Consider the following 23,979-nt stretch of genomic DNA (forward strand, 5'->3'; position numbering starts at 1 on the left):
CCGTCAGGTTCGCGGACATCTATTCAGCGTCCTCTCGTGAACCCTCTGTTCCTCTCTCGAACCACGAGTCCTTCGACTATCACCATCTACATCGGTGCGTAGGGCCCACTAACGCACTCCTAACCGCGTATCGCTTGCCGGAAGAAAGGGTTGCAGCCACTCTCTACCAGTGATCAGTGCCAGAGAATTCCTCGAAAACGCTGTATTGCACGCTCAGCGGGTCCTAATGGGAATATTCAATGTCAACTGACAGGCTACTCAATTGGCGGTCGATCCTCATCGGGTTCGTCGGTGCCGGACTCGTCCTCTCGTTGATGCTCTGGGTTGTCGGTATCGATGGAATTATTGCACAACTGCACAGGGCCCAGCCCGCCGTCATCGCCGTCTTGCTTGGGTTCATCCCTCTCTGGCTCATCGCTTGGGGGCTCTGTCTGCACACCGTCTTGCGCGCATTGGGAACGCCGACCTCTCGAGTGCAGTCAATCGTCGTGTTTACTGCTGCGACCTTCGCGAATCAAGTCACCCCGTTCGGACAGGCCGGCGGTGAACCCATCAGCGCGTTCTTGATCTCCGAGGCCGCCGACACAGAGTATGAGAACGGGCTGGCTGCCATCGCGAGCGTCGATACCCTGCACTTTTTCCCCTCGATCGGTATGGGGATCGTCGGTATTGGACTGTTCGTCCTGCGGGGGCTCGATTTCGACCGAAACCTACTCCTCGCTAGTTTCACCGTGGCAGCGCTCCTCGCCGGGTTCGTTCTCGCACTCACGCTCGGGTGGCGGTTCCGCCATCGGATCGAGGCGGTGGTCCTCTCGGTGCTGCCACCGATGGTCCGCTGGGTTGGTCGGACTGTCCCACGCGTTAGCGCGCCGACTCGAGCGGACATCAAACACCGCGTAGATGGGTTTTTCGCCTCGATCGAACGCATCGCCAGCAACCGGCGACTCTTGATCTTGGCCGGCTTGTTCTCGTGTGCCGGGTGGCTCACGCTGGCGATCTGTCTGTGGATCTCGCTCGCGTCTATCGGAATCACCGTTCCCTTCGGAGCGATGCTAATCGTACTTCCTGTGGCCAGCATCGCCGGAATATTCCCACTTCCGGGCGGTATGGGCGGCGTCGAGACGGCGTTTATCGTTCTGGTTGTCTCTACAACTGGCGTTGCAACGACGGCCGCGACGGCTGCCGTCGTCATCTACCGGGGAGCGACCTACTGGCTCCCGATGCTGGTCGGCGGTGGTATCGCCGCTGTTATCGTGGACAACCTGTATCGTCGCCATTGATACTGAAGTCGGCCACGAACCGCCTATCATCCGTCAGACCGAGAGCGATTGTATACACGCACGGAACGCCGATGACTGACGAAGCACGTACCGGTTGCTGGTGAGTGCTGTATTCCGAGTTTCTGAACGTAATACCAAACCTATAAGTTTATACTATTGCCATCACAACCCGGGTACATGACTGCCCTCCACAGATACCTCATAGCTGCTGGTATCGTCGTCTTCGGCCTCGCGGCGCTAGCACTACTCAGCGATTTCCTCGTGCTAGGGCATCTGGTATCGTTCCTCGGCGTCATAATAGCACACCCACTTTGGTTCCTCAGCCTCGCTTTCGATGCGCGCGTGTGGCTCGTGATCGCCGTCGTGATCTTTGGGACCTCGTTGCTGTTGTATTTGTTGTCGCTATTTCGGGAGGATCGCGACGCGCTGGTCAATTCGGGCCGGTCCGTCGAGGCACTGGTCCCTGTCCACGAAGAATCCAACGTAATGCACCGTTCGGTAGAGCACCTGGCGGCTTCGACCTACGAGAATCTCACCATCACGATCATCTGCGAACCCGATGATCAGCCCTCTATCGATCGGGCTGCCGATTTGGCGGCCGACCACGAACGCGTCCAATATATCCGCAACCGTCGGCCCGGATCGAAGGCGGGGGCACTCAACGATGCCATCGAACGCAGCGATGCTGACGTGATCGCGATGTTCGATGCCGATCAAGAACCCCATCCGAAGCTGATCGCCCACGCGATGGCCGCGTTACGTGAACACGACATCGCGCGGGTCCGGAGCCTTCCCCGACCGACAGGTCTGATAGAGTCGATGGCGTACTACGAGTATCTGCTGCTCTTTTTCTTGCCACAGAAACTCGCTCGCTCTCTGCTGGGACTCGGCATCGTTGGGACCCGCAGTGTTCTGATCGAGCGGTCGGTCTTCGACGAGGTGGGGCAGTTCGACGAGGGAGCACTGACCGAAGATATGGACTTTACTCACCGGTGTCACCAGGCTAACCTCTCGATCCGAGAACTGTTGTATTATCCCTGTTTCGAGGAGGCGGCCCACACGCTTCGGGACTGGTGGGGTCAGCGGGTTCGCTGGATCTCCGGCCACGTCACCATTTGCCACAACCACCTCCGCGACTGGCGCAATCTCCGCGATCCAGCGTTCCTGAGTTCGCTCCTGTCACTCGTGGGAACGTTCGCCGCCGGGGTCCTCCTCTCGGTTACGATCCCGAAACTCGTGCTGGCGGCTCTCGCTCATCCCGGTTTCGTCGGTCTGGGGTTGGCTGGCATCTACGGCATCACACTCACGACCCGCGGAGTCGACAACTACACCGCCGGCACTGAGGGGTTCAATCTCGCGTGGCTGCTCCTCCCGGTTGCACTGACGCTCTTTGGACTCGTCGTCGTACAGGTCGTCGTCAGCTATGCCATCGGGCGGGAAGCAAACTGGTACCAGGTCGAAAAACACGGCTGACAGAACGCAGACGGGATTGCGGGACGAGTCGATTTTGACTCGATCTCTCGTCGAGTCTCCCTCAGGCGTCTCACTCTCGAGATCTGGTTCTCGAGAGATGAGTTCTCCGTCTGTCAATCGTCGTCGCTGTCCGGTTCACCTACGCCCTCGCCGACGATTCGGTCAGCGATGATGTGTCTGCTGGTCTCCTCGGCGGTCGCCTTCCGCTGAAAGAGCAATTTCGTCAAGATATCTCCAGCGAAGACGATTGCACCCAGGATCAACAGCGTGTCGCCGGGCATGCGTAGCCAGAACAGCGTCTGAATCAGGTTTCCGCTGTAGAACTCGAGGCTACGAGAGGCAGCGTACCCCTCCGTGAAGGCGACCTCGAGCTGGAGGAATCCGACGGGTAACAGCGAGAGGAACAACATGAGCGCGATCCCGACGTTGCACAGCCAGAACGACCAGGTCAGGCGGCGTTCGGACCACTGTTCGGGCCGGGTCGTGATCCGGAGGATGTAGACTGCCATCCCCATCGCGAGGAAGCCGAAGGCGCCGAACATCGCGCCGTGTGCGTGGGCGACCGTGAGGTAGGTCCCGCTCTCGAAGTAGCTGATCACCGGCAGGTTGATGAAAAAGCCGATGACGCCGGCCCCGAAAAAGTTCCAGACGCTCGAGGCGACGATGAAGTAGAAGGCCATTCGGTAGGGGAAGTCTTTCCCAGCGGTGTCCATCGCGCGGTACTGCCCCAGTGCCTCGTAGAGGATAAAGAGGAGGGGAATGAACTCGAGCGTCGAGAAGACGCTCCCGATGGGGAGTCAGACCTCGGGGAGGCCGGCCCACCAGTAGTGGTGAGAGACGCCGATGATGCCGCTGCCCATGACGAGCGCGGCCTGGAAGATGACCGCCTTCTCGGCGGCCTTCTTCGAGAGGAGGTTCATCGAGACCAGCGTCAGCGCGATAACGACGAGGATGAAGAACTCGAAGACGCCCTCGACCCACATGTGGACGACCACTGTTGCCGAGGAACTCGGCATCACTCGTTCCACGTTCACCGAGCATCTTGTGGCCGCACAAACGAAACTACTGAACGCAATTCTCGAGGCCTGAACGAGTTACTGTATTGACTCGAGGAGAGTACCATTTGCATCCAACGGCGATTGGTTCGCCCGAATATCCTCGGTACGCGTTTCAACGCAATATCCACCGTCCTTTGGGTTTCGATGCGCCATTGAAGATCGCCGTATCAATTTCAATTCGATCGAGGGAGTCTCGGTCGACGATTTAGGCTTCTGAGACAGCAGTAGCTCTGGTGGGTGAGCCCCCTTGCAGGTGAGATGGGCTCGAAGAAAGTACCGATGAACAGATAGAGGTTGACAGACTCAGAACGAGTCGACACCTCGTTAGTTTTCAGGCTCCGTTATGCGGAGTTCGTCGTTAACCTCGTAGAGATACCCGCGATCGATCAACCGGGACAGTGCATGGGTTGCATCCCCGGCTTCGAGATCCAACTGTTCGGAGTCACGAAGGGTCTCGAGTGCGCGTTCACGCGGAATCGACTGCCCATCTTGCTCCGCTGTTGCGTTTCGACTGTGGGCAGACAGGATTTCGTACACGTCCATAATCCACTCTGGAAGCGGTGGGCGTGGATCAGTGAGGTCGGTCATCTCAACGCTGTACTATCTGCTTCACGTTCAACTCGCATAAGAATATCCCCCGATGAAAGAGCGGATTGACGCAGGACATCGATCACGAGACAACCTACTGAACGCCTAGAGAACTGCGTTATGAGAGAGGAATATCGCCTCCACGCAGTTCCCCGTCTATGGTTTTTCGTGCGCCTGAACGGCTGAGACACATCACATGTGCCTCGAGATTCGATGAGTACAGAGTACCCGATCGAGCGTGGTTACTACCGAAACCACGAGCATGACTGTCCCGATAGTAGCGACCGAAAACGACAGTATTCCGGCGATATCGCACGGCGGAACGAGCATGAACTCGCCGCTATCGATGAGTGGCTCCCGGGTACAGAGCCAACACCGGACGCGATCGACCTCACTGACCGGTTTGCGTATCGGACGCAGTACTGGAGCAGCCGGAACTGCGGCCACGAGCGAAATCGTCGCGACCAGTTCATCGTTCCGTGTAAAACACCGAATTCACCGACTCTACTCGAGAGAAACGGCCCGGATCCGGATCGTCAGTAACTAGTGATACCCAGTCGACAATAGCCGGCCAATCCAAACTGTCTGACTATCATCATACTGCCCGAGTTGGAGACCGGTATTTATGCCGGTCGATACGAAAGAGCCAATATGAGTAACGCCCCGCTTGGGCAACGGCGCAACTTCCGGGCCTTATTCGATCAACTCGATGGTGTTGCGCTTTGGACGGTGACTGAACCCGGCGAGTTCGACTACATCAGTGCAGGCTTCGAAGGGATCTGGGGAATCCCTCCCGAGGATGTCAAAGATGATATCTCGCGGCTGCTCGATGCCATCCATCCCGAAGACCGCGAGCGTGTCCGGGCGAATATCGAGGCATCAGACCAGGGGCTCCGTGACGAGGCGTATGAGGGTCGCGTCGTACAACAAGATGGCTCGGTTCGCTGGGTGCTCACGCGGCAGGTCCTTCTCCAAAATGAGAACGGCGAGGTCTCTGAGGTCGTCGGCATCTGTACGGATATCACGGAGCAAAAGCGCCGCGAGCAAGAACTCGAACTGCTGAACCGAATCGTCCGTCACGATATTCGCAACGATATGGCAGTTGTACTCGGCTGGGCGGAGATACTTGAAGACAACGTCGATGCTGAAGGCGAAGAGTACCTGCAAAAGATTCTCGCCAGCGGTGAACACGTTGTCGAACTGACCGAGGTAGCAAGCGATTACGTGGAGATGGTCGTCTCAAATGAAGAGGTCACCGTAGAGCTGGTGCCGCTTCGCTCGGTCCTCGAAACTGAGCTATCGCTTCGAGAGGAATCCTTCCCGGAGGCGGAGTTCGTTCTGAACGACACGCTTCCTGATGTTGAGGTGGCTGCCGATAGTATGCTCAGTTCGGTCTTCCGGAATCTCCTGAACAACGCTGTCCAACACAACGACAAGGATGCCCCCATTGTCGAAATCTCTTGTAACCTTCGAGACGACGATGTCGAGATTCGAATCGCCGACAACGGGCCCGGGATTCGCGACACCAAGAAAGATGTCGTGTTCGGGAAAGGAGAGCGAGGCCTCGGGAGCCCCGGAACGGGGATCGGTCTATACCTCGTCCAGACGCTGGTTACCCAGTACAACGGCGATATCTGGGCCGAAGACAACGAGCCGACTGGGACAGTCTTCGTCGTCGAACTGCCACATGCAGGTAGTTCGAGGGCAGTATAGCATACCAGAAGCCTTCGAAGAAGCAGGACTAGCAGAGGATCGCTTCCTCGAGAACTCGATAAAACGCTATCCGCGATCTTTCTTCGAGTAGCGCTATGACCGATTTTCGGTGGTTATCTCCGTATTTGAATGAACTATTGGACCGGAAAACACCCGGTCGTACTCTGTTTAACCCAAATGTGCATCCGTCCGAACGTGCGTAACAGACCCCCTCGATAAGGCCTCGAGCCATGGTTGATTTGGAGAGGTCGTCATACGATCGCATCGCGATATACTAATAGTGTTGTCAGGTTGTCAACCTCACATACTGTCAGTTCGGTGTCAGAGAGCGACGCGCATAGCACGGGTATAGATCACAAGTACACGAGTCGCGGAGACAGCCAGATATTCGATGTCGGGAGCAGTGAACGCCTCCGTCAGATCGATATTCGGTGTGAACCGATACCGAACGAGAACGCGTTCATCAGTTCCCATCTATATTTCAACGCGTTCTCCGGATGAAACTCCCCTGGCTTTCGAGGACGAGACGTCGCAGTTCACCGCACTGGCAGACATTTGGCTCACCCAACACGAGAAAGATTGGCTCGAGGCCGGTAGTGAATACAAAGAACCTACATGATCGAAACTGTTTGGAGACAGAGGAGTATATTATTTTATCGCTTCAAATAGATGTTTGACACTGCTTCCGATTTCCTGCCGGTAGTTTCTACAATTGAGGTTATATCTCTGACAGGCGTCGTGCTGTGACTTATCGACATCGACGAGAAACATCGAGTCGTCGACGTCGTGTTTCTCGAGGAGTTCTCGAAATAACACACTCGAGAGGAGCTTGTTTCTGGTCGCTTCAAGCGTTGTATAGAGCAAATCATTCAATACAGGATCGACAGCTGTGTACAGCCAGTACTGTTCACTGTCGAGTCGGATCACAGTCTCGTCGATCGTAACGTGATCCGAACTGCGTCCAGACTCCAGCTGTAGATCGGCTTTGAGGATCCAGTTGTAGGACAGTCGATTGTGCCTGCTCGACGTCAAATGTATAGATTATTTTAATAGTATTCTAAATAGAGGGATTTGCAAGAGAAGGTTGAATATTGAGCACCATTCAATAGTTGCGATGTTGGCTCTTCCTCACAAAACCCACTTCAATCTGATCGATACTAGGAGTGAAACGTGGGTTTCGGGCATAGATACGCAGAAAAACGCTACGTCTCTCCGCCAACCGTATCTTACCACCGACGGACAGCAACGTATGGTCGAATAAGTTGCTCAGTAACGACCTCAGTCATCGAGTTTCATAGTGAGAATTTCTGTATTTCATGACTCGACAGTATCGTTTATTTGGCTTTCATCAAAAATTCGAAAAAACTCCTACGATACCAAGACGAAAATCGGCCAGGAGTTTATAACCGAGCGACAGAGAGGGTACAATCTCGAAACAGATGGTTACCCTCACAGGAGTTGTAACGCCCTATTTGCAGCGATTAGCCGAGGACACAGGTGAGACAGTGTGGTTTCTCATAGAGGAGTATGGCGTAGGCGTATATCTAGAACATGCTGCGGGAAAGGCAACCCATCAAAACAGCACATTCCATAGGGGGCGATCGTACCTGGATTGTCATGCAGGTGGAAAAGCGATTCTTGCACACTTGCTCGCTGAGCGGGTAACTGTGATTATTGACACCCACGGTCTTCCGGCGATGACGGAAAACACGATCACCTCCCGATCGGCGCTCTCGGACGAACTGGACGGATTAGTGAGCAAGAGTACGCTCAGAACTATAGCGAGCAACTCGAGGGTACTAAAGCAGTGAGTTCAGCGATCGTTATCGAAGACGAGTATTTGGTGTGATTAGTATCGGCGGGCCAGAACACCGACTACACGGAGAATGGTTCGAGGTGGAATTGCCAAATCAAGTACGGAGCGTTACAGACGAGATCAGACTCGACCAACTGTATTCGTAGAATAGGCCCGGTTCACGCTCAGATGAAGACACCAATCTATTACGGTCGTACTTTTGTAACCATAGGATATCCAACTATGGTTACTATCATACGATTAGGCTGGTCTGAGAAGTGAGTAGAACCGGCTGATCTGAACACAACGCTCAGTAAAATGGCGATCATACACAATCGACGCCTTCAGCCTCAACCGTTTTGATTACTGATCCTCTCACGGAGTATAGCGATTCAACAGCTCTTCGAGACCGATCTGAAATACTGTTGTAAGCGCGGTCGTGCGTGCTGAATAGAGCACTATAAGATGATTTTGATAGGCTTCATCGAAACCATTTTGTTGAGTACCTTCTGTTATTGTATATGGCTCCAGGAAAAGACCCGAATCGCCGGGTCAAAACGACTGATACAGTACTCGAGATACTTGCCACATTACAATCGATGAACGGCGCAACGCTAGTGGAACTGACGGACGAGCTCGAGTTCGCGAAGAGCACGATACACAGTCACCTCACGACGTTAGAGAGCAGCAAGTACGTCGTCAAGAACGACGGGATGTACGAACTGAGCCTCAAATTCCTCGACCACGGCATGTTCGTCAAGAACGAGCGTGCTATCTCTCGACTCGGAGGTGCAATTCTCGAGAACCTCGCCGCCGAAACGGGGGAAGTGGCGTGGCTCATCGTCGAAGAGCATGGGGAGGCGGTGTATCTCGACAAAGCGATGGGGGAAAACGCCGTTCAGACGCATGCGAGGGTCGGTGGTCGAGCACACCTTCACCATCTCGCCACGGGAAAGTTGATTCTGGCGTACCTTCCTGACGAGCGTGTCGAAGAAATTATTACCCGATACGGGTTACCCGAACTCACCCCAAACACGATCACTGATCCCGACGAACTACGGGCCGAGCTCGATCAAATCCGCGATGACGGCATCGCGTTCAACGACAAGGAAACCGTCACCGGACTCCGAGCGATCGGCGCCCCAGTGCTTGGTGAGGACACGATTCACGGAGCGATTTGCGTCTCTGGGCCCGCAAACCGACTCACCGTCGACCGCTGTCACGACGAGATCAAACCACTGTTGCTCGAGGCGACGAACGAACTCGAATTGAAACTGCAGTACCCATTGAATTGAACGATACGATTCGAGTAGCGTCGACTGACTGATGTTGGCCGACTCCTAGATTTACCCATCCGCTCGAGTGCGCGGTCAGTAGCTTTTTCAGACAGTATCGGGATCCAATTCGGCTCGCATTCGGTCACTTCGAATTTCGTTCCGCAGCTATTCGGTATTGGCGAATACCTCGCACAACCTTTTACATTCATACTACAGTAAATAGATGGCGAATATCGAATAGGTGAGGACGTTAGTAAGAGTAGAGAATTGTTTTCGGCTGTGTTTATATGGTAATTCCGAATAGAACGTCCGAATATATCAGGGCTGAATGCTCGGCGAAACCTTTCGACACCAAAAACTTGAATATCGATCGTAAAGGATACGTGGTTGTATGGGATCATCTGTCAGGCGATTAGACAGCAGAACCGAAGTTCCGGATGAGGCGTTCGAAGATGAAATCGTCGATCTGGATTTCCACGTCAATCCACAGGAAGAAGAGTTGCTAGAGTACGTAGAGGACGACCGCGCACTCGATAAGTTGACGACTGAGTTCGGTGCGACGCCGGTAATGGGCAAGTGGGACGCAGCCTACGCCATCAAAGAAGGCCAGGAAGGGTTGTTCACGCAGGGTCGGGCGAAATACGCCGAGGACGTTCGCGAGGCGTGTGAGCCCATCGCCGTCGACGAACCGATCGTCAACGCAGGCATCAACAACCTCCCTCTCCAGCATCATCCAGTTTTGAAAAACGCCGTCTGTCAGGCGGCCAACGATTATATGATCGACCACTTCGTCGACGAGGGGGTCTACACTTCGATGATGGTCCCGAAGTGGGATCCCGAATACGCCGTCGAGGAGATCGACCGCGTCGCCGACGAGGACGGGATCGTCGCGGCCTACTCCTGGTTCGATCCGAAGGTTCCGTGGGGGAACGAGCAGTTCGACCCCGTCTTCGATGCGCTCGTCGAGAACAACCTACCGCTCGTGCTTCACGGCTCGCTCGCCTACTGGCCACAGCACTCACACGTCGGCGACGATATGCTCACCTGGACGGAGGTGCTCGGTTTCGACTGGCCGATTCACGCGATGGTCAACGTCGTCAACATGATCATGCGGGGTGTCTTCGATAAATACCCAGACCTCGACGTCGTGATTCAAGAGGGCGGCCACTGGTGGGTGCCGTTCCTGCGCTACCGGATGGACGAGTTCTACGAAATGCATCCGGAGGACATCCAGATCACGCCCCGCAAGATGGACTCCGGTGACAGGTATCTCGAGCGAGCACCAAGCGAGTACCTCCGAGACAACATCTACCTCTGTACGCAGCCGTTTGCACTGCCGCGCAACGCCGGCGCCGCGGAGAATCTTCTCGACCTCTCGATGGCCAGCGACATGTTCATTTACTCGAGTGACTGGCCACATCAGACGCTGGATCCGCCGACGTGGTTCTACACCTCTCGTGCATTCGACGAGCACACGCGTGAACGAATCCTCAACGGGAACGCCAAAGACATTCTCGACATCTAGACCAATGGTTGACACCGACAATTTCACGAAGGTTGCAGAGGTCGACGATATCCCCGAAGGTGAAGGCGAGGGTTTCGAAATCAACGGAATCGAGATTGCCGTCTTCAACACCGGCGACGAGTACTACGCGATCAGTAACCGATGTTCCCATCAACGCGCACCGCTGTGTAAGGCGGGTGATCGGAAGATCAACGCCGAGGATACGTGGACCGAAGAACGCGGCGGGGTCGATACTGAGGCCTGTACGGTCTCGTGCCCGTGGCACCTTTGGGAATGGGACCTCGAGACGGGTGAACACGAAGCATCCGGACAGCACATCGGTACGTTCGATTGTACGGTCGACGGCGACGATATCCTCGTACGTATCTGACTGATCGCCCTTCGAACCGCTTGTTTCGCTCGCCGATCGTGAACTGTACGGCGCTCAATTGTGTTACCAGAGGGCGTTGCTGACGTGCCATTATCAGCGACTCATCCGTCGGTTTCGACTCACAATTTCACGATGAGAGAGAAGACACGTTTCTCGAGAAAGTCTCGATTCGGTTGTAACCGCCGTCGCGGGACGCAGACTACCGCGGGAGTATTTGAGCGAGTACCTCGATTGAGGTCAGCGTTTTCTCGCCATCGAAGTCGGCGGTCTCTCGTCATCGAGGTCGGTCCCGGCGAGGTCCGACGTGAGTGCGGCATCGTCGTCATCAGAACGAGCGAATTATGTATTGGCATATTTATTTCTAAATATATTCGGTAATATCATGATCTGTTGTGTTACTTCTATAGTATAAATATCGGTATATGATCGGTGCCTTTATCACCTCCATCCCAGTGTGATAAACCATGTCTGGCAGCCAGAGTTGGGAGAATGACGATCATATCTCTGGGGAATCAGTTACTCCTGAACAAAAATCGATCGACGATGTAACCCTGGCCGAAATGAATCCCCGGCCGATACTGAAATTCATCATCGCGTTCGCAACTGGTACGTTCGTTTTCCTCATTCCGATTCAGTGGGAGGGGCAGACGACGATTCCGCTCGACGTCATGATGACGCTCATTCAGAATACGTCGATGCTCGCCGTTGACCTGTTTGCGCTCGGATTGATCACGGCAGGTGGAGTTCTAACGTCGATCTCACAGCTTCACTATCGTGGAACAGTCACCGTCAGTGAACGGATGGAGAACCTACTCCAGTTAGATTACTGGGAGACATCGAACGTGTTCTGGGTGTTCCGAGGCGTTGCCATCTTTTTCGCGGTGGCGATCCTCCTCGACATCGGCCCGGAGTGGATGCTCGTTGATCCGATAGTCAACACCGCCTGGGGAGCACTCGTGGTTACGGTCGCGCTCGTGATCCCAATCGGATCGATCTTCGTTAATCTGCTCGCAGAACTCGGCGGCCTGCAATTCATCGGCACACTCGCACAACCGATTATGCGTCCTGCGTTCAATCTCCCTGGCCGATCAGCCCTCGATGGTGCGGCATCATGGCTCGGCTCGTTCAGCATCGGGTACTATCTTACCCGCAACGTCTTCGACCGGGGAGGATACAACAAGCGGGAAGTGTTCGTGATTTGTACCTGTTTCGCAACCGCGAACGTGGGGACGGTTGGGGCAGTCGCAGCCCTTCTCGGTCTCCTCCATCTCTTTCCGGTCATTATCCTGCTGTACCTCATCGCGACCCTTCTCGTCGCGGCAATCCTCGTCCGGATTCCACCACTCTCGATGGTCCCCAACGAATACATCGCGGAGCCGGATCCAGAGCCGGAGTTTACCGGGACCATCGGAGAGTACGTTCGATTCGCCTTCAACAACGGCGTGAAAACGGCGAAGGAAGGCGAGTCGATCCTTCGAACGTCAGTCGTCGGCTTCGTCGACGGTTTGAAACTCGCCGGGATGGTCGTCGGGTCGGTACTGACGATGTCGATGGTCGTCCTCCTCGTCGAGGAATACACTGCGTTCTTTGAGTACATCGCCATGCCGTTCGTACCGCTCATGTCGATCCTCGCTATCCCGGATCCGCAAACGGCAACGATCGGCGTCATCCTCGGCGGTGCGGAGTTCTTCATCGGTGCGTCGTTCGTCGTCGAAGCCAGCGTTACCACGCAAGTATTCGTCGTGATCGTGACGGGCGCTCAAGCGATTTTCTTTTCGGCACCAGCTCCGATGATGGTCGACATGTTCGATGACGTTCCGATGCGGTTCCGGGATCTATTCCTCCTGCTGATTCTCCGAACCGTATTGCTCGTCCCCATCGCTGCGGCCCTAACCCACGGGGCCACGGCTATCGGCCTTATATAGTCTCAGAGAACCCATCTGTGAAAGAGCCGGCCCGCCAATTGGAGAAACGATTACGACCAGCGCTCGGACCGATCCCGCTGGTTCTAGCTGATGGCTGAGTACCGCTCGATCAAGTCAATAGCGATATTTAGTGGCCCTCATTGAGGCCGCCTGACAGGAGCCGCCCTGCACCGGGAACCTGCGTACTGAGACCGAGATTATCGAGAATCTCGTAGGTAGTTGCGGTCGCCGCAGAGAAGACCGGAAGCCCGAGCGTATCCTCTGCGGCCTGGATCGAGTTGAGGGACGGCATCTGGACACACGATGAGAGAACCAGTGCGTCGGCAGCGTCGGTGTCGAGATCGGCGGCGATATTCACGAGGTTCCGCTGATCGAGCTGAGCGACTTCCAGATTGTCGGGGCACTCGAGCGTCTCGTAGTCGATCACATCAACACCGGCACTCTCGAAGTAGTCGATCATCGTCTGGGTGAGTTCTTCCACGTACGGGGCGATCAACGCGATTTTATCGGCCTCGAGCCGTTTGATCGCGCGAACGAGTGCGCCAGCACTGGTCACGACTGGCGCGTCGCCGCCGTTTTCGACGGTCTGCTGGTGAAGCGCCGCCTCGCTCTCTTCGTGGTAGCCCGGGCCCTGGGCCATGATTCCAATAAGACAGGCATACGCGAGGACATCACAGCGGGCGTCCGATAGCAGGGTCGCACAGTGTTTTGACTGCTCGTCCATCTGCTCGAGTTCCTCCTGTGTGACGCTCTGCATTCGCATGCGACTCGAATGGAACGTAAACTCCTCGCCGTAGAGGTCCGGGCGGGTGTTCAACATTGCCGGTATCTCCGTCTCCATCGTAACGTTCGAACTGGGTACAATCAGTCCGATACGGAAACTATCGTTCATGAATCAATAGAATGTACATCGGCAAGTGTATAGAAGGTTTGGTCGACGGCGATATTGCTGAGCTGCAATCGGTTAATCTAAACAAGGCCGACACGGTTTAGTTTAGTACTTCCGCTATCAAATGACAGTTAAGTGATTGCTGACGTCTCTGGGCATTATAGTAGTGTGCTAATTACTCAAGTTACTCTTTGACACTCGCCTGACTGTCTACCGATAAGTTGTGGGAGCTGTCACCTCGCGTCTTGAGGGTGCAAAACCACTTTTCAATCAGGTTTTGATCAACATAGGCAAACTCACCTTTCAATCCTAACCAACAGAGGGCGATTAGATAGCTATAGTAATCGATGAGAATTATCGTTCAGAGAGATTGTGTTTCTTGGTAAATTGATAGAAGGATGTAGTACCGATGTCGATGTCTCATCGTCCGAATACCGCGATATCGGGAATGATCCATGGGCCAACTATATTGCTCTAGTAACACAATTCTATGTGATTCATGTCTTAACAAAATTAGTATATATTCCTCCTCAGACGGCTTCGTCGTCGATGAGGCCCACATACTATAAGATATATAAGGTATACAGTGTTAGATTGCTAAGAACGTTCTACGCCGATCAAGTCATGACTGTCGTGTCTCCCGAAGCGGACAACCAGTCGTGTGGAGCCGGACGGCAACGGCCAGATGTGTGTTGCCGTCTACTCACGCTCTCACAGTTCATCAAATTATCTGTTATTCTGACATCCCCATGGCCGCTCTTTAAGGAACTGAATCGAGTTATCGCTTACAGAACACACCCATGAGCCGATCGACAGTCTCGACCCTCGCAAACCCGGTCACGGAACGTGACCACACCCGCGGCCCCGACGATGCCCCACTTACGCTTGTGGAATACGGTGATTTCGACTGTCCATCCTGCGAAGAGATGTATCACGCACTCACACAGATACAGGACCGCCTTGGCGACCAGCTTCAATTTGTTTTCCGACATTTTCCACTCACAGAAGCTCACCCGCACGCGCTGCGCGCTGCAGAAGCTGCTGAGGCGGCAGCCGCTCAGGGGAAATTCTGGGAGATGCACGATACGCTCTATGAGCATCAGGACGCACTCGAGCAGGAGAATCTCCGTGAATATGCCGCTGAGATAGGGCTCGATACGGAACGGTTCGCCCGCGAGCTAGACGCAGGTGTTCACCAAGAGCGTATCGAGAAAGACGTTGCAAGTGGCGCACAAAGCGGCGTTGACGGCACACCGACATTCTTTATCAACGGCCGACGGTACGACGGACCCGTCGAACACGATGCGCTGCTCGAAGCGATCGCTCAGGCAGGCGATCTTACTGCCATCCAGGCGTCGATTCGGCACCGTGATAAAGCGCTTCGTGAAACGATCGATCGGTCGCGAAGCGGAGCACCGGCGGCGGGCGAAGCCATCCGCGATATGTTCTCGGCGGATGAAATCTTCCAGCGGCTCGTCGCCACCGCTGACGAAGAGTTCCGTCGGAGCAATCGTCTCCTCTTCATGAGCGGTTTAGCGGCTGGTCTCGCAGTCACGCTTACGTTTCTCGCACGGTCTGCGGTTACTGCGGCCGTACCGCTCGATGCAGCGTCGTTGATTGGAAATCTCTTCTATCCGGTTGGCTTTGTTCTCATTGTGATGGGAAGATATCAACTGTTCACTGAGAACACGCTCACACCCGTCACACTCGTCTTAACCCGCATTGCAAGTATACGGAACCTGCTTCGACTTTGGGGAGTGGTCATTATCGCGAACGTTCTCGGTGCAGCCCTCGGCGCGTACGTTCTTGCGTCAACTGGTGTATTTACACCCGAAGCTGCTGCGGTCGCGAGCGGTTTTGGTGAACACGCCTTCGAAACCGGCTGGTGGGACCTGTTTTTTAAAGGCGTGTTCGCAGGGAACATCGTTGCAGCGATGGTTTGGTTAATACATGCGAGTCAAGAAACGACGACGCGGTTTCTTATCATCGTTTTTCTCATGTTCCTTATCCCCTCGACAGATCTATTCCACTGCATTACTGGCGCGTGTGAGGTTCTCTACTTCGTATTTCAGGGAAATGAAAGTCTCCTGACTGCATTTGCGGATTTCTTCGTCCCGGTAACGCTTGGGAATATCGTCGGCGGCGTCTTTTTAGTGGCACTGCTCAATTATAGTCAGACAGCCGAGCGACAGTTCCCCAATCGAGATCCGAGTGAACTCAAGCTCACCTGGGCAGAATGGCTGTACAGTCGTCGTTCAGGTCGTCCCTATGTGACCTCGCTCAGCTCTGAGCGCACTGATGAACAAACTGAGGACGACTATTGATCGTCTCCTACCGTTGAGTATGCAAGTATTGATCTGAGGCACTGGTCGACAGGTACTATGTGTGACGTTGCTAAATAGTATGTGAACAAAGAAGTTCGTCGTTTTACCTCTCGGAATATACGATTAGTATCGTTTCGATTTCCGTGACGTTCGTCTCTGAAATCGAGGCTGTGTCTCTGGCAGGCGTCGTTTAGTGAGTGAGCGCCATCGACGAAAAACACGGTGTTGTCAACGTCGTGTTTCTCGAGGAGTTCCCGGAAAATGCACTCGTGATAATCTCGTAGCTGGTTCGTTCGAGCGTCGTATAGAGCAGATAGTTCGATTTAGAATCCACAGCTTGGTACGGACAGTATTGTTCGTCGTCGAGTCGGATCACAGTCGCGTCGACCAACGTGTGATCCAGCTGCGTCTATACTCCGGCTGTAGATCGGCTTTGAGGACCCAGTTATGAACGGTCAATCGCGCCGTCTCAACACCAAATATCCATAGAATCCAAACAGTATTTGAGACCGAGAGTTTAAAAATAGGAATGGATACTGAGCTTCATCAACAGTCGCGGTGTTGGTTCTTGCTATACAAAATCTACGTTGATCTGATCGATGCGAGGAGCGAGGCGTGCGTTTTCGGGCATGAATCACTTCGAAAACGCCACGTCTCTCCGTCAACGTCTCTGAACAGCGCCCGACACGGCGACGACACCAGTACGATCATTGAAGTTGACTAAATCTTGCCTGCATCGCGCTTTTCGTTGCTGCCAACTTCGTGATTCTATCGATCTACAGGCGGCACACCTGTCGATAAGAAATGCACTCCTCAACACAGTCCCACATTATTATTTTGCATTATAGGGAACGCCGTTCAGGATCGTTTTTAGTGACATATATCGAGTGACGTGTTCCGTCTCCATTGACCCGGTCACTTCCTAAAACGACGAAATGAACGCTATCAGTGTTCGAACACGGCCTTCGCTGCTAATTGCCTTTCTCGAGATCGTCGTCGTACCGCTAGATTGTTTACACAGGTACTGATGTAACTCTTCGTGTGAGGATTGGAAACAGTAGCCATGAGAAATACAGAACGGTAGTGGACCGTTTTCACTGCTTCGATCCATCAATTCTGTACTATAGAACAGTGGTTATGTTTCGAGAACGATCCCGGAGTCACCGAATCGGTTTTGTGTACCGAACGTATCGATCTACCTCGCAAACATCGATTTTTCGAGGACCGTTCGGACGCTGCCGACGCTGGTGGGGACATCGCCACCAGTCACGGCCGTTACTGTCGAGCCACGAATCGTCGGTATCAGTTCGTTGGGACCGTCACGTACCCCGGAAAGTTCAAAACGAGCCGCTGGGTTGTATCACCGAACACGGCCCTCCCCGTCGGAGACCGCCGTTGCCCGAGCGTAAAGATGGGATCACAGCCCCGCTTCTCGGCAGTTCGATGATTCGCTTCACGTCGAGTTCGTCGGTAACGCCGGTGACGACGGACCAGTCTACGTCGAACTCCGCTAGCACCCCGTCGGCGAGCGAGTCCGCCATCTGTCGAGCGACGCCGGTAGCCTCCTCGTCGCTGTAATCTTTGCTCTCGATGCGGCCGATCTGATAAAGGCCCGAGACCGGGTCCTCGAACTGCTCCTCGCTGAACGGCGAGTAGAGAACGAGGTCGGCCCCCGCACCCACCGCGTACACCGCCACCTCGCGAAGCAGGTCCTCGTCGTCATCACGGTCAGTCTTCCGCTTCCGCGAGCCCGTCTCGCTCCGCTGTGGCGCCCTCGAGAGGCTCGCTGTCCCAGTACTCGTGGGTCGGGTCTTCGCGGAAGCACGCGGCTTTCCCGTCCCCATCGGCGATATCACGGAGTTCTGGGTGGTCTTCGCGACACGCTTGACGAGCGACCGGACACCGCGTGTGGAACCGGCATCCCGACGGCGGATCGATCGGATCGGGAACGTCAACCTCTCGAAGCGGCGGCGTGCCGGCCTCCATCGAATCGAGATCCAGATCCGGAGTCGCCCACCGGAGCACCTCGGTGTACGGATGGCGAGGGTCGTTGATGAGCCGCTCGGCGGAGCCGATCTCCACGATTTCGCCCAGGTACATCACGGCAATTCGTCCGTCGCCGTGCTCTGCGAAGTACCGCGCGTTCGAAAGATCGTGGGAGATAAAGAGGAACGAGGTTTCGAACTCGGACTGCAGTTCCAGCATTAGATCCATGATTTCGATTCGCAACGACACGTCGACCGCGCTGATAGCCTCGTCGGCGAGGATCGCGTTCGGGTTCATCAACAGTGCTCGAGCGAGCGCGACGCGCTGTTTCTCCCCGCCCGAGAGCTGGTGGGGGTATCGATCGAGGAACTCGTCGGCCGGCGCCATCCCGATCCGCTCGAGCAGGGAGTGCATTCGTTGCCGGCGTTCGGTGGTACTGCTGTTCGGATGGGTGTGTCGAAGCGGCTCCGAGAGAATGTCGACGATGCGCCGGTTCGAATTGAGCGCGCTTCCGGGGTCCTGGTGGATGATCTGGAGGGCCGATCGAATTTCGTCGTACGGTATCTCGCCGTCACCGGCTTTCGCCTCCCAGATGTCCTGTCCGCGGTACTCGATCGAGCCGTCGGTCGGACGTTCGAGCCCAATCATCGTTTTCCCGAGGGTCGTCTTGCCACAGCCGCTCTCACCCAATAAGCAGATGAGATCCTGCTCCTCGATCTCGAGCGAAACCCCGTCGACTGCCCGGACCGTGTTTGGTTCCTCGGAGAACCGTTCGAATAGCCCCTGTTCTTCGGTGAAGTGGACCTCAACATCGTCGAGTGAGAGGAGCGCTGGCCCGTTCGACTCGCTCACGCGGTCTTCCGTCGCCGTGCCTGCGGTCTCGGTCGGAACGGGGTCCTCGAAGTTGGACGCTGTCTCCCCGAAATTGAGCGGAATCTCTTCGCGAGCGGTCTCCCAGTGGTGACACGCCGATCGGTGCGTACCGTCGGCATGGCCGATCGAGGTCAGCGGCGGATCGATCGACCGACAGTCCTCGGTCGCGAGCGGACATCGCGGTTCGAACCGGCAGCCGGATGGCAGGCTCACCGGGGCCGGCCCCTCACCCTCGATCGGTTGCATCTCCTCGAGGGGTGCATCGATATTCGGCGTCGCGTTCAGTAGTTTCCGCGTGTACGGATGCGCCGACCGGCCGATAATCTCGTCGCGCGGCCCGATCTCGGCGAACTGGAACGCGTAGATAATCGCCATTCGGTCTGCGAGCGACGCGACCAGCGGCAGGTCGTGAGTGATGAAAACGATCGTCAGATCGTACTCGCTCTGCAGGTCGTTCAACAGTGTGAGAATCGACCGCTGCATCAACAGGTCCAGCGCGGCCGTCGGTTCGTCCATCACTAACACCTCTGGATCGAGGACCATACTCAGCGCGATCAGCGCTCGCTGTTGCATTCCGCCCGAAAGTTCGTGGGGATACGCCTCGAGGACGCGTTCCGGTTCGAGATACAGATTCTCGAGGAGTTCGCGGGCGAACTCGAGTCCCTCTGAGACGTTCTTATCGTGAGCCGTGAGCGTCTCCCTGAAGTGACCGCCGATCTTCATCGTCGGGTTGAACGAACTCATCGCACCCTGGAATACCATCGACACCTCTTCCCAGCGGAACCGTCGGAGTTCTTCGTCGCTCAACTCCAGAAGATCGACTGACGACCCGTCGCTGCGGTTATACCGAATCTGTCCGCTGAGAACTCCGGGGTCGGGGATTGCGTCGAGCAGCGCGGAAGCGAACATCGATTTTCCGCTTCCACTCTCGCCGACGATTCCGAGGACTTCGTGGCGATCGATGTCGACGGTAACGTCGTCGAGAACACACGTTTTCCCGTCGTTGTAGGTGACTCTCGCGTTCTCGATCTCGAAGATCGGATCTTCGGTGCTTCCCTGCGATGCGACGCGGCCGGTTGATGAACTATTGGTAGCCATTATAGCATCTCCGTTGTCGATGTTTCGTCTTCTGTTACGGTTTCCGATTCACCGGTCATACGAGTCCTCACCCGCGGGTTGAAAATCCGGTCCATCCCTTGGCTCACCAGGATGAGCCCGAACGCCAGACCGACGATGGCGACGATCGGGACGAGAAGCCAGTGGAACGCCTGCATGGTGAACAGCCCGCCCTGATGGTACGCGTTATTCAATATGACGCCCCAGTTTTGCCCGCTATACTGGAGAACACCGATGAAGTACAGCCCGACGGCTGCGAAGATCGTATACCGTGCGGCGAGCACGAAGTTGACCATCACGTACGGCATAATGTTCGGGAGGATGTCCTTGCGAATAATCCGGCCCGTTCCCGTTCCCATCGTTCGAGACGCCTCGATGTAGTCTTGTTGTCGGATCGAAAGTACCTGCGAGCGGATCGAGCGACCCAATCCGGCCCAGTAGTTGATAGTCAGAACGATTCCGAGGAGGATCGGGTTCTCCGGACTGAGCGCTATCGCGAGGACGATGACGAGCGGAAGACCTGGAATCGCCATGAAGAAGTCTGATATCGACGTGATGACGGTGTCTACCGTGCCGCCCTTGTACCCCGAAATGGTTCCGACTGCGACCGCAAGCGTGGTCGCCCACACGCCGCCGGTAAGCACCATGAGGAGGATAAACGGCGTCGATTCGATGATCAGCGCCAGTAGGTCGATTCCCGACTGAGTCGTTCCCAACGGGTACTGCAGGTTCTCGAACGGTCTGATGAAGCGTTCGGCTTGGTTCGGGCTCGGATCGCGGTAGAGATCGAACACCTCCACTATCGCCATGAAAACGTACACGCTCAGGATGAAGATCCCGAGACGAGTCCGTCTGTCCGACCACGCGACGACCGCGGGCGCGTAGATTTTCTGCTCGTATAGCTCCCTTAGCTGATCGCGGCGGCTCATCTCGATGTCTGTCGTCTCCGACCGCCAATCGATTCCCTCGGACGGGGTATCACGTTCAGTACTCATCAGAATCACCCGCACTGATACGCGGATCGATAAGACCGTACGTCAGGTCAGCGATGTAGACCGCCACGACGAGCGTCGTCGTGATAACGAGGAAACACCCCATCATGAGCGGATAGTCGTTCGCTTTCACTGCCTGAATCATGTAATTGCCGAGTCCGGGGTACGAGAAAATCTCCTCGAGGACGACGGTGCCGCCAAGACGGAATCCAATCAACAGGAGAAGACTCGTGTACATCGGGAGGATCGCGTTCCTCGCGACATATCGGGTTGCGATGCGATTGTTCGAAAGGCCACGAAGCCTGGCGACTTCGACGTACTCTTCGCCGAGCACCTGGATACCGTTCCCTCGCATGTTGAGCGCCGTCGAACCGATTCCGCTGATAGTGAACGCGATGATCGGCAACGCAGCGTGGTGGAGTACGCTCGAGAGATACGCGAGGCTAACGGTGTTCTCGACGCCACGGGCGACGGCGTTCCCGGTCGGGAAAAGACTGAGCTGATACCCCAAAACGAAGAGGAAGATCACCGCGAAGATGTAGTACGGAACCGACATTAGAAAGATCGACCCGCCCGACGTAACCTGGTCGAACTTCGATCCTTCCCAATACGCTTGGAGCGCGCCGATCAATACGCCGATAATGAACATCAAAATCGTCGATACCACGACAAGGAAGACAGTCCACGGGAGCGCTCTGGCCACCACTTCCGCGACGGGTTGGTTAAGAGAGATCGACTGACCGAAGTCCAGTTGGGCGATTCCGACCAAATAGTCGAGGTACTGTTGCCAGAGCGGTGCATCCGGCCTGATGTTCTGTAGTGTTTCGATACGCGCATCGACTTGATCGGCTGGGATACCCTGTTGGAGGAGTTCGAGCCGTAACTGCGTGAACGGCCCGCCCGGAAGCAGCCGAATCAAGCCGAACGTGAGCGTCGCTACTGCGAGAATTGTAAGCGGGATCTGTGCCGTTCGCTTGATGTAGTAGTTCATCGTTGGATTAGTTCTTCGGTCGCAGTTCACCCTCGTGAACCCACCAGAACTGTGGCCACTTGACCTGTCGATTAGGACTGTCCTCGTCGGCGACCGTCCACCTGTCGTTCATTATCCAAGACTGCTCGTATTTGGAGACCAGCCCGAGGAAGGGCAGTTCGATGTGATTGTGCCACGCCGCTCGTTGAACGTACGGTCTGGCCTCGTCGTCGCTGGGTTGTTGTGCGATCTGCTCGGTCTCCTCGAGGGGAGTAATCGTCATCTCCCCGCCGTCTCGCCCTGGAATCGTTTGTTCGGACTGTGCTGGTTCGCGGTAGTTGTGGCCGCCACCGATCTCTTCTTCCCACAGTTGGTACCGAAGTGGGAAGTATGGGAACGACGATCGCGAACCGCCGGGCAGCCAGTAGAGACTCCCCATCGAGAAGTTGCTATTAGAGTACTCGCTAAACCAGTCGTTCGTCGGTTTAGTACTGACCGAGAAATCGAAGCCGAACTCGTTTAGCTGGCTGACAACGGTGTTAGACATAGTCGTCCAGTCGGTCCACCCCCCGGGCGAGAAGTACTCCCCGCCGATGGTTTCTCCGTCAGAGTCCTCCCACGTACCGTTTTCCTTGGTGTAGCCGGCCTCCTGAAGCAATTCGGTCGCCTCGTCGGTCTGACTCGAATCGACGCCGTAGGTCTCGAAATCCGATTGCCAGTCGTCAAGCCAGTACTCCTGATCGCGGGGAGCGATACCGCACGGGGTCGGCGTGACGAATTTCGACCGCGGACCGGCGTTTTCGACGATCGCCTCGCGGTCGATGACGTGTGCGACTGCCTGGCGAACCTCGCGCTGTCCGAAGTGGGGGTCGTCGTGGTTGAACACGATCCCGTATCCCCACTTTGCGGGGATCTGGACCTCAGTGATGTGATCGGGGAACTGATCGACGATCTCCGGCGGTGCGAACAGACTCGGTGATGCATCGACGTCCGATCCCGACATCAACGCCTGGTGTTGGGCGCTGTTCCCGCCGTAACTCTCGATCATAAACGTCTCGATTTCCACGTTATCGGCGTTGTAGAATTCGGGATTTTTCTCGAATTCGAACGCCTGCCGGTCCTTGCTAACGAACGAAAACATCCCGCTCGCGACCGGGTCTTCCCACGCCCAGCGAAGAAACTCCGACTCATCCTTGTCTAACCACTGTTCGTGAGTCTCCGCTTTCGTGTCTACGAGGAAGTTCGTGAGTTCGAACTTGATGATCTTCGGGTTCGTCGGACCGGAGAGAATCAGTCGGGCGGTCTTGTCGTCCTCGATCTCGTAGTCATCGAGGTACCCCCACAGCGAGGTCCCGGTCATTTCCGCGAGTTGCAGTTGCACGTCTAGATCTTCAGTCGTCCACTCGTCCCCATTATCCCACATCAGGTCGTCGCGAAACGTGAGCGTAACCTCCTCCTCCTCGATTTCTATGTCTTCAAGTGCACCGAGCAGGAATTCGTTCTCGGTAAACGAATACTTCATAAACGGAGCGAACACCGCCCGTCCCGCTGGCCACCTGTAGTTTTGAATCGCCGACGTGTTGAAGTGAAGGTCGGCCGGATTGCCGGTGTAAGCGTTGACGAACGTACCGGTATCTGAACCACTACCGCCGAGACAGCCGGCGAACGCGGCTGTTCCGGATGCACCTGCTACCATCAGCATTTCCCGCCGACTAAATACGTCGCTATAGTTCTCTCGAGTGTCATCTATTCCCATGACAGGTGTGGAATGTTCACAGCCATTAATAAATATTATGATGCACGTTTATTATATTCTCATCTAAAG

General features: G+C 55.4%; 17 protein-coding genes and 3 pseudogenes. 11 read left to right on the top strand and 9 right to left on the bottom strand.

Translation table 11 applies throughout. From position 1 onward, the window contains the following. Nucleotides 1-239 precede the first annotated feature (239 nt). Nucleotides 240-1,280, top strand: coding sequence for a lysylphosphatidylglycerol synthase transmembrane domain-containing protein (locus tag HALLA_RS17835; RefSeq protein WP_049954833.1), 1,041 nt, complete (start codon nucleotides 240-242; stop codon nucleotides 1,278-1,280). A gap of 177 nt (nucleotides 1,281-1,457) precedes the next feature. After that, nucleotides 1,458-2,753, top strand: a complete 1,296-nt coding sequence (locus HALLA_RS17840) for a glycosyltransferase (RefSeq protein ID WP_084569112.1) — start codon at nucleotides 1,458-1,460, stop codon at nucleotides 2,751-2,753. A 113-nt stretch (nucleotides 2,754-2,866) separates the two neighbouring features. Here HALLA_RS17840 and HALLA_RS17845 read toward each other — a convergent pair. Then, nucleotides 2,867-3,745 (bottom strand): annotated as a pseudogene (locus tag HALLA_RS17845) (cbb3-type cytochrome c oxidase subunit I); the annotation flags it as partial. On the opposite strand from HALLA_RS17845, the pseudogene HALLA_RS20810 reads away from it, so the two are divergent. After that, nucleotides 3,744-3,842: pseudogene (locus HALLA_RS20810) on the top strand (helix-turn-helix domain-containing protein); the annotation flags it as partial. The pseudogenes HALLA_RS17845 and HALLA_RS20810 sit on opposite strands and share 2 nt — an antisense overlap. Nucleotides 3,843-4,135: 293 nt before the next feature. On the opposite strand, the gene HALLA_RS17850 reads toward HALLA_RS20810, so the two are convergent. Next, nucleotides 4,136-4,399 carry a hypothetical protein gene (locus HALLA_RS17850; RefSeq protein ID WP_049954834.1) on the bottom strand — a complete coding sequence of 88 codons (264 nt, stop codon included), beginning with the start codon at nucleotides 4,397-4,399 and terminating at the stop codon, nucleotides 4,136-4,138. Between the two features lie 213 nt (nucleotides 4,400-4,612). On the opposite strand from HALLA_RS17850, the gene HALLA_RS17855 reads away from it, so the two are divergent. The 7 genes from HALLA_RS17855 to HALLA_RS17890 all read left to right on the top strand — a co-directional run bounded on the left by HALLA_RS17855 (nucleotide 4,613) and on the right by HALLA_RS17890 (nucleotide 13,004). Next, entirely contained in the window at nucleotides 4,613-4,942 is a 330-nt protein-coding gene (locus tag HALLA_RS17855) for a hypothetical protein (RefSeq protein ID WP_049954836.1), read from the top strand. 108 nt (nucleotides 4,943-5,050) lie between these two features. After that, on the top strand, nucleotides 5,051-6,112 hold the full coding sequence (locus HALLA_RS17860; RefSeq protein ID WP_049954837.1) for a PAS domain-containing sensor histidine kinase: 1,062 nt from the start codon (nucleotides 5,051-5,053) through the stop codon (nucleotides 6,110-6,112). 1,439 nt (nucleotides 6,113-7,551) lie between these two features. Further along, nucleotides 7,552-7,923, top strand: coding sequence for an IclR family transcriptional regulator domain-containing protein (locus HALLA_RS21800; protein WP_049954838.1), 372 nt, complete (start codon nucleotides 7,552-7,554; stop codon nucleotides 7,921-7,923). Nucleotides 7,924-8,428: 505 nt separating this feature from the next. Continuing rightward, the gene (locus tag HALLA_RS17875) at nucleotides 8,429-9,202 is read left to right on the top strand and encodes an IclR family transcriptional regulator (protein ID WP_084569114.1); all 774 of its coding nucleotides are present in this window, start codon (nucleotides 8,429-8,431) and stop codon (nucleotides 9,200-9,202) included. A gap of 373 nt (nucleotides 9,203-9,575) precedes the next feature. Then, the gene (locus tag HALLA_RS17880; protein ID WP_049954839.1) at nucleotides 9,576-10,709 is read left to right on the top strand and encodes an amidohydrolase family protein; all 1,134 of its coding nucleotides are present in this window, start codon (nucleotides 9,576-9,578) and stop codon (nucleotides 10,707-10,709) included. 4 nt (nucleotides 10,710-10,713) lie between these two features. Beyond that, the gene (locus HALLA_RS17885; protein WP_049954840.1) at nucleotides 10,714-11,079 is read left to right on the top strand and encodes a Rieske (2Fe-2S) protein; all 366 of its coding nucleotides are present in this window, start codon (nucleotides 10,714-10,716) and stop codon (nucleotides 11,077-11,079) included. Nucleotides 11,080-11,543: 464 nt separating this feature from the next. Then, nucleotides 11,544-13,004, top strand: coding sequence for a YjiH family protein (locus HALLA_RS17890; RefSeq protein ID WP_049954841.1), 1,461 nt, complete (start codon nucleotides 11,544-11,546; stop codon nucleotides 13,002-13,004). A 127-nt stretch (nucleotides 13,005-13,131) separates the two neighbouring features. Here the strand turns inward: HALLA_RS17890 and HALLA_RS17895 are convergent, their stop codons facing one another. Beyond that, nucleotides 13,132-13,896 carry a maleate cis-trans isomerase family protein gene (locus tag HALLA_RS17895; protein WP_049954842.1) on the bottom strand — a complete coding sequence of 255 codons (765 nt, stop codon included), beginning with the start codon at nucleotides 13,894-13,896 and terminating at the stop codon, nucleotides 13,132-13,134. A 797-nt stretch (nucleotides 13,897-14,693) separates the two neighbouring features. Between HALLA_RS17895 and HALLA_RS20290 the strand changes: the two genes are divergently transcribed. Then, nucleotides 14,694-16,217 carry a formate/nitrite transporter family protein gene (locus HALLA_RS20290; RefSeq protein WP_084569115.1) on the top strand — a complete coding sequence of 508 codons (1,524 nt, stop codon included), beginning with the start codon at nucleotides 14,694-14,696 and terminating at the stop codon, nucleotides 16,215-16,217. Here the strand turns inward: HALLA_RS20290 and HALLA_RS21520 are convergent. From HALLA_RS21520 to HALLA_RS17930, 6 genes and pseudogenes are all read right to left on the bottom strand, one after another. Continuing rightward, nucleotides 16,211-16,848 (bottom strand): annotated as a pseudogene (locus tag HALLA_RS21520) (IS6 family transposase). The gene HALLA_RS20290 and the pseudogene HALLA_RS21520 overlap by 7 nt on opposite strands. Nucleotides 16,849-17,554: 706 nt before the next feature. After that, nucleotides 17,555-17,914 (bottom strand): hypothetical protein, encoded by a 360-nt coding sequence (locus HALLA_RS17910; RefSeq protein ID WP_049954843.1) that lies wholly within the window; start codon nucleotides 17,912-17,914, stop codon nucleotides 17,555-17,557. Nucleotides 17,915-17,945: 31 nt separating this feature from the next. Then, the gene (locus tag HALLA_RS17915) at nucleotides 17,946-20,174 is read right to left on the bottom strand and encodes an ABC transporter ATP-binding protein (protein WP_049954844.1); all 2,229 of its coding nucleotides are present in this window, start codon (nucleotides 20,172-20,174) and stop codon (nucleotides 17,946-17,948) included. Then, nucleotides 20,174-21,187: an ABC transporter permease gene (locus tag HALLA_RS17920; RefSeq protein ID WP_174887919.1), complete on the bottom strand. Its 1,014-nt coding sequence runs from the start codon at nucleotides 21,185-21,187 to the stop codon at nucleotides 20,174-20,176. The genes HALLA_RS17915 and HALLA_RS17920 overlap by 1 nt, the downstream gene beginning before the upstream one ends. Next, the gene (locus tag HALLA_RS17925) at nucleotides 21,177-22,175 is read right to left on the bottom strand and encodes an ABC transporter permease (protein WP_049954846.1); all 999 of its coding nucleotides are present in this window, start codon (nucleotides 22,173-22,175) and stop codon (nucleotides 21,177-21,179) included. Before HALLA_RS17925 ends, HALLA_RS17920 begins: the two co-directional genes overlap by 11 nt. A gap of 7 nt (nucleotides 22,176-22,182) precedes the next feature. Beyond that, on the bottom strand, nucleotides 22,183-23,856 hold the full coding sequence (locus HALLA_RS17930; protein WP_049954847.1) for an ABC transporter substrate-binding protein: 1,674 nt from the start codon (nucleotides 23,854-23,856) through the stop codon (nucleotides 22,183-22,185). Between the last annotated feature and the right edge of the window lie 123 nt (nucleotides 23,857-23,979).

The sequence above is a fragment of the Halostagnicola larsenii XH-48 genome, from assembly GCF_000517625.1.
Classification (GTDB): domain Archaea; phylum Halobacteriota; class Halobacteria; order Halobacteriales; family Natrialbaceae; genus Halostagnicola; species Halostagnicola larsenii.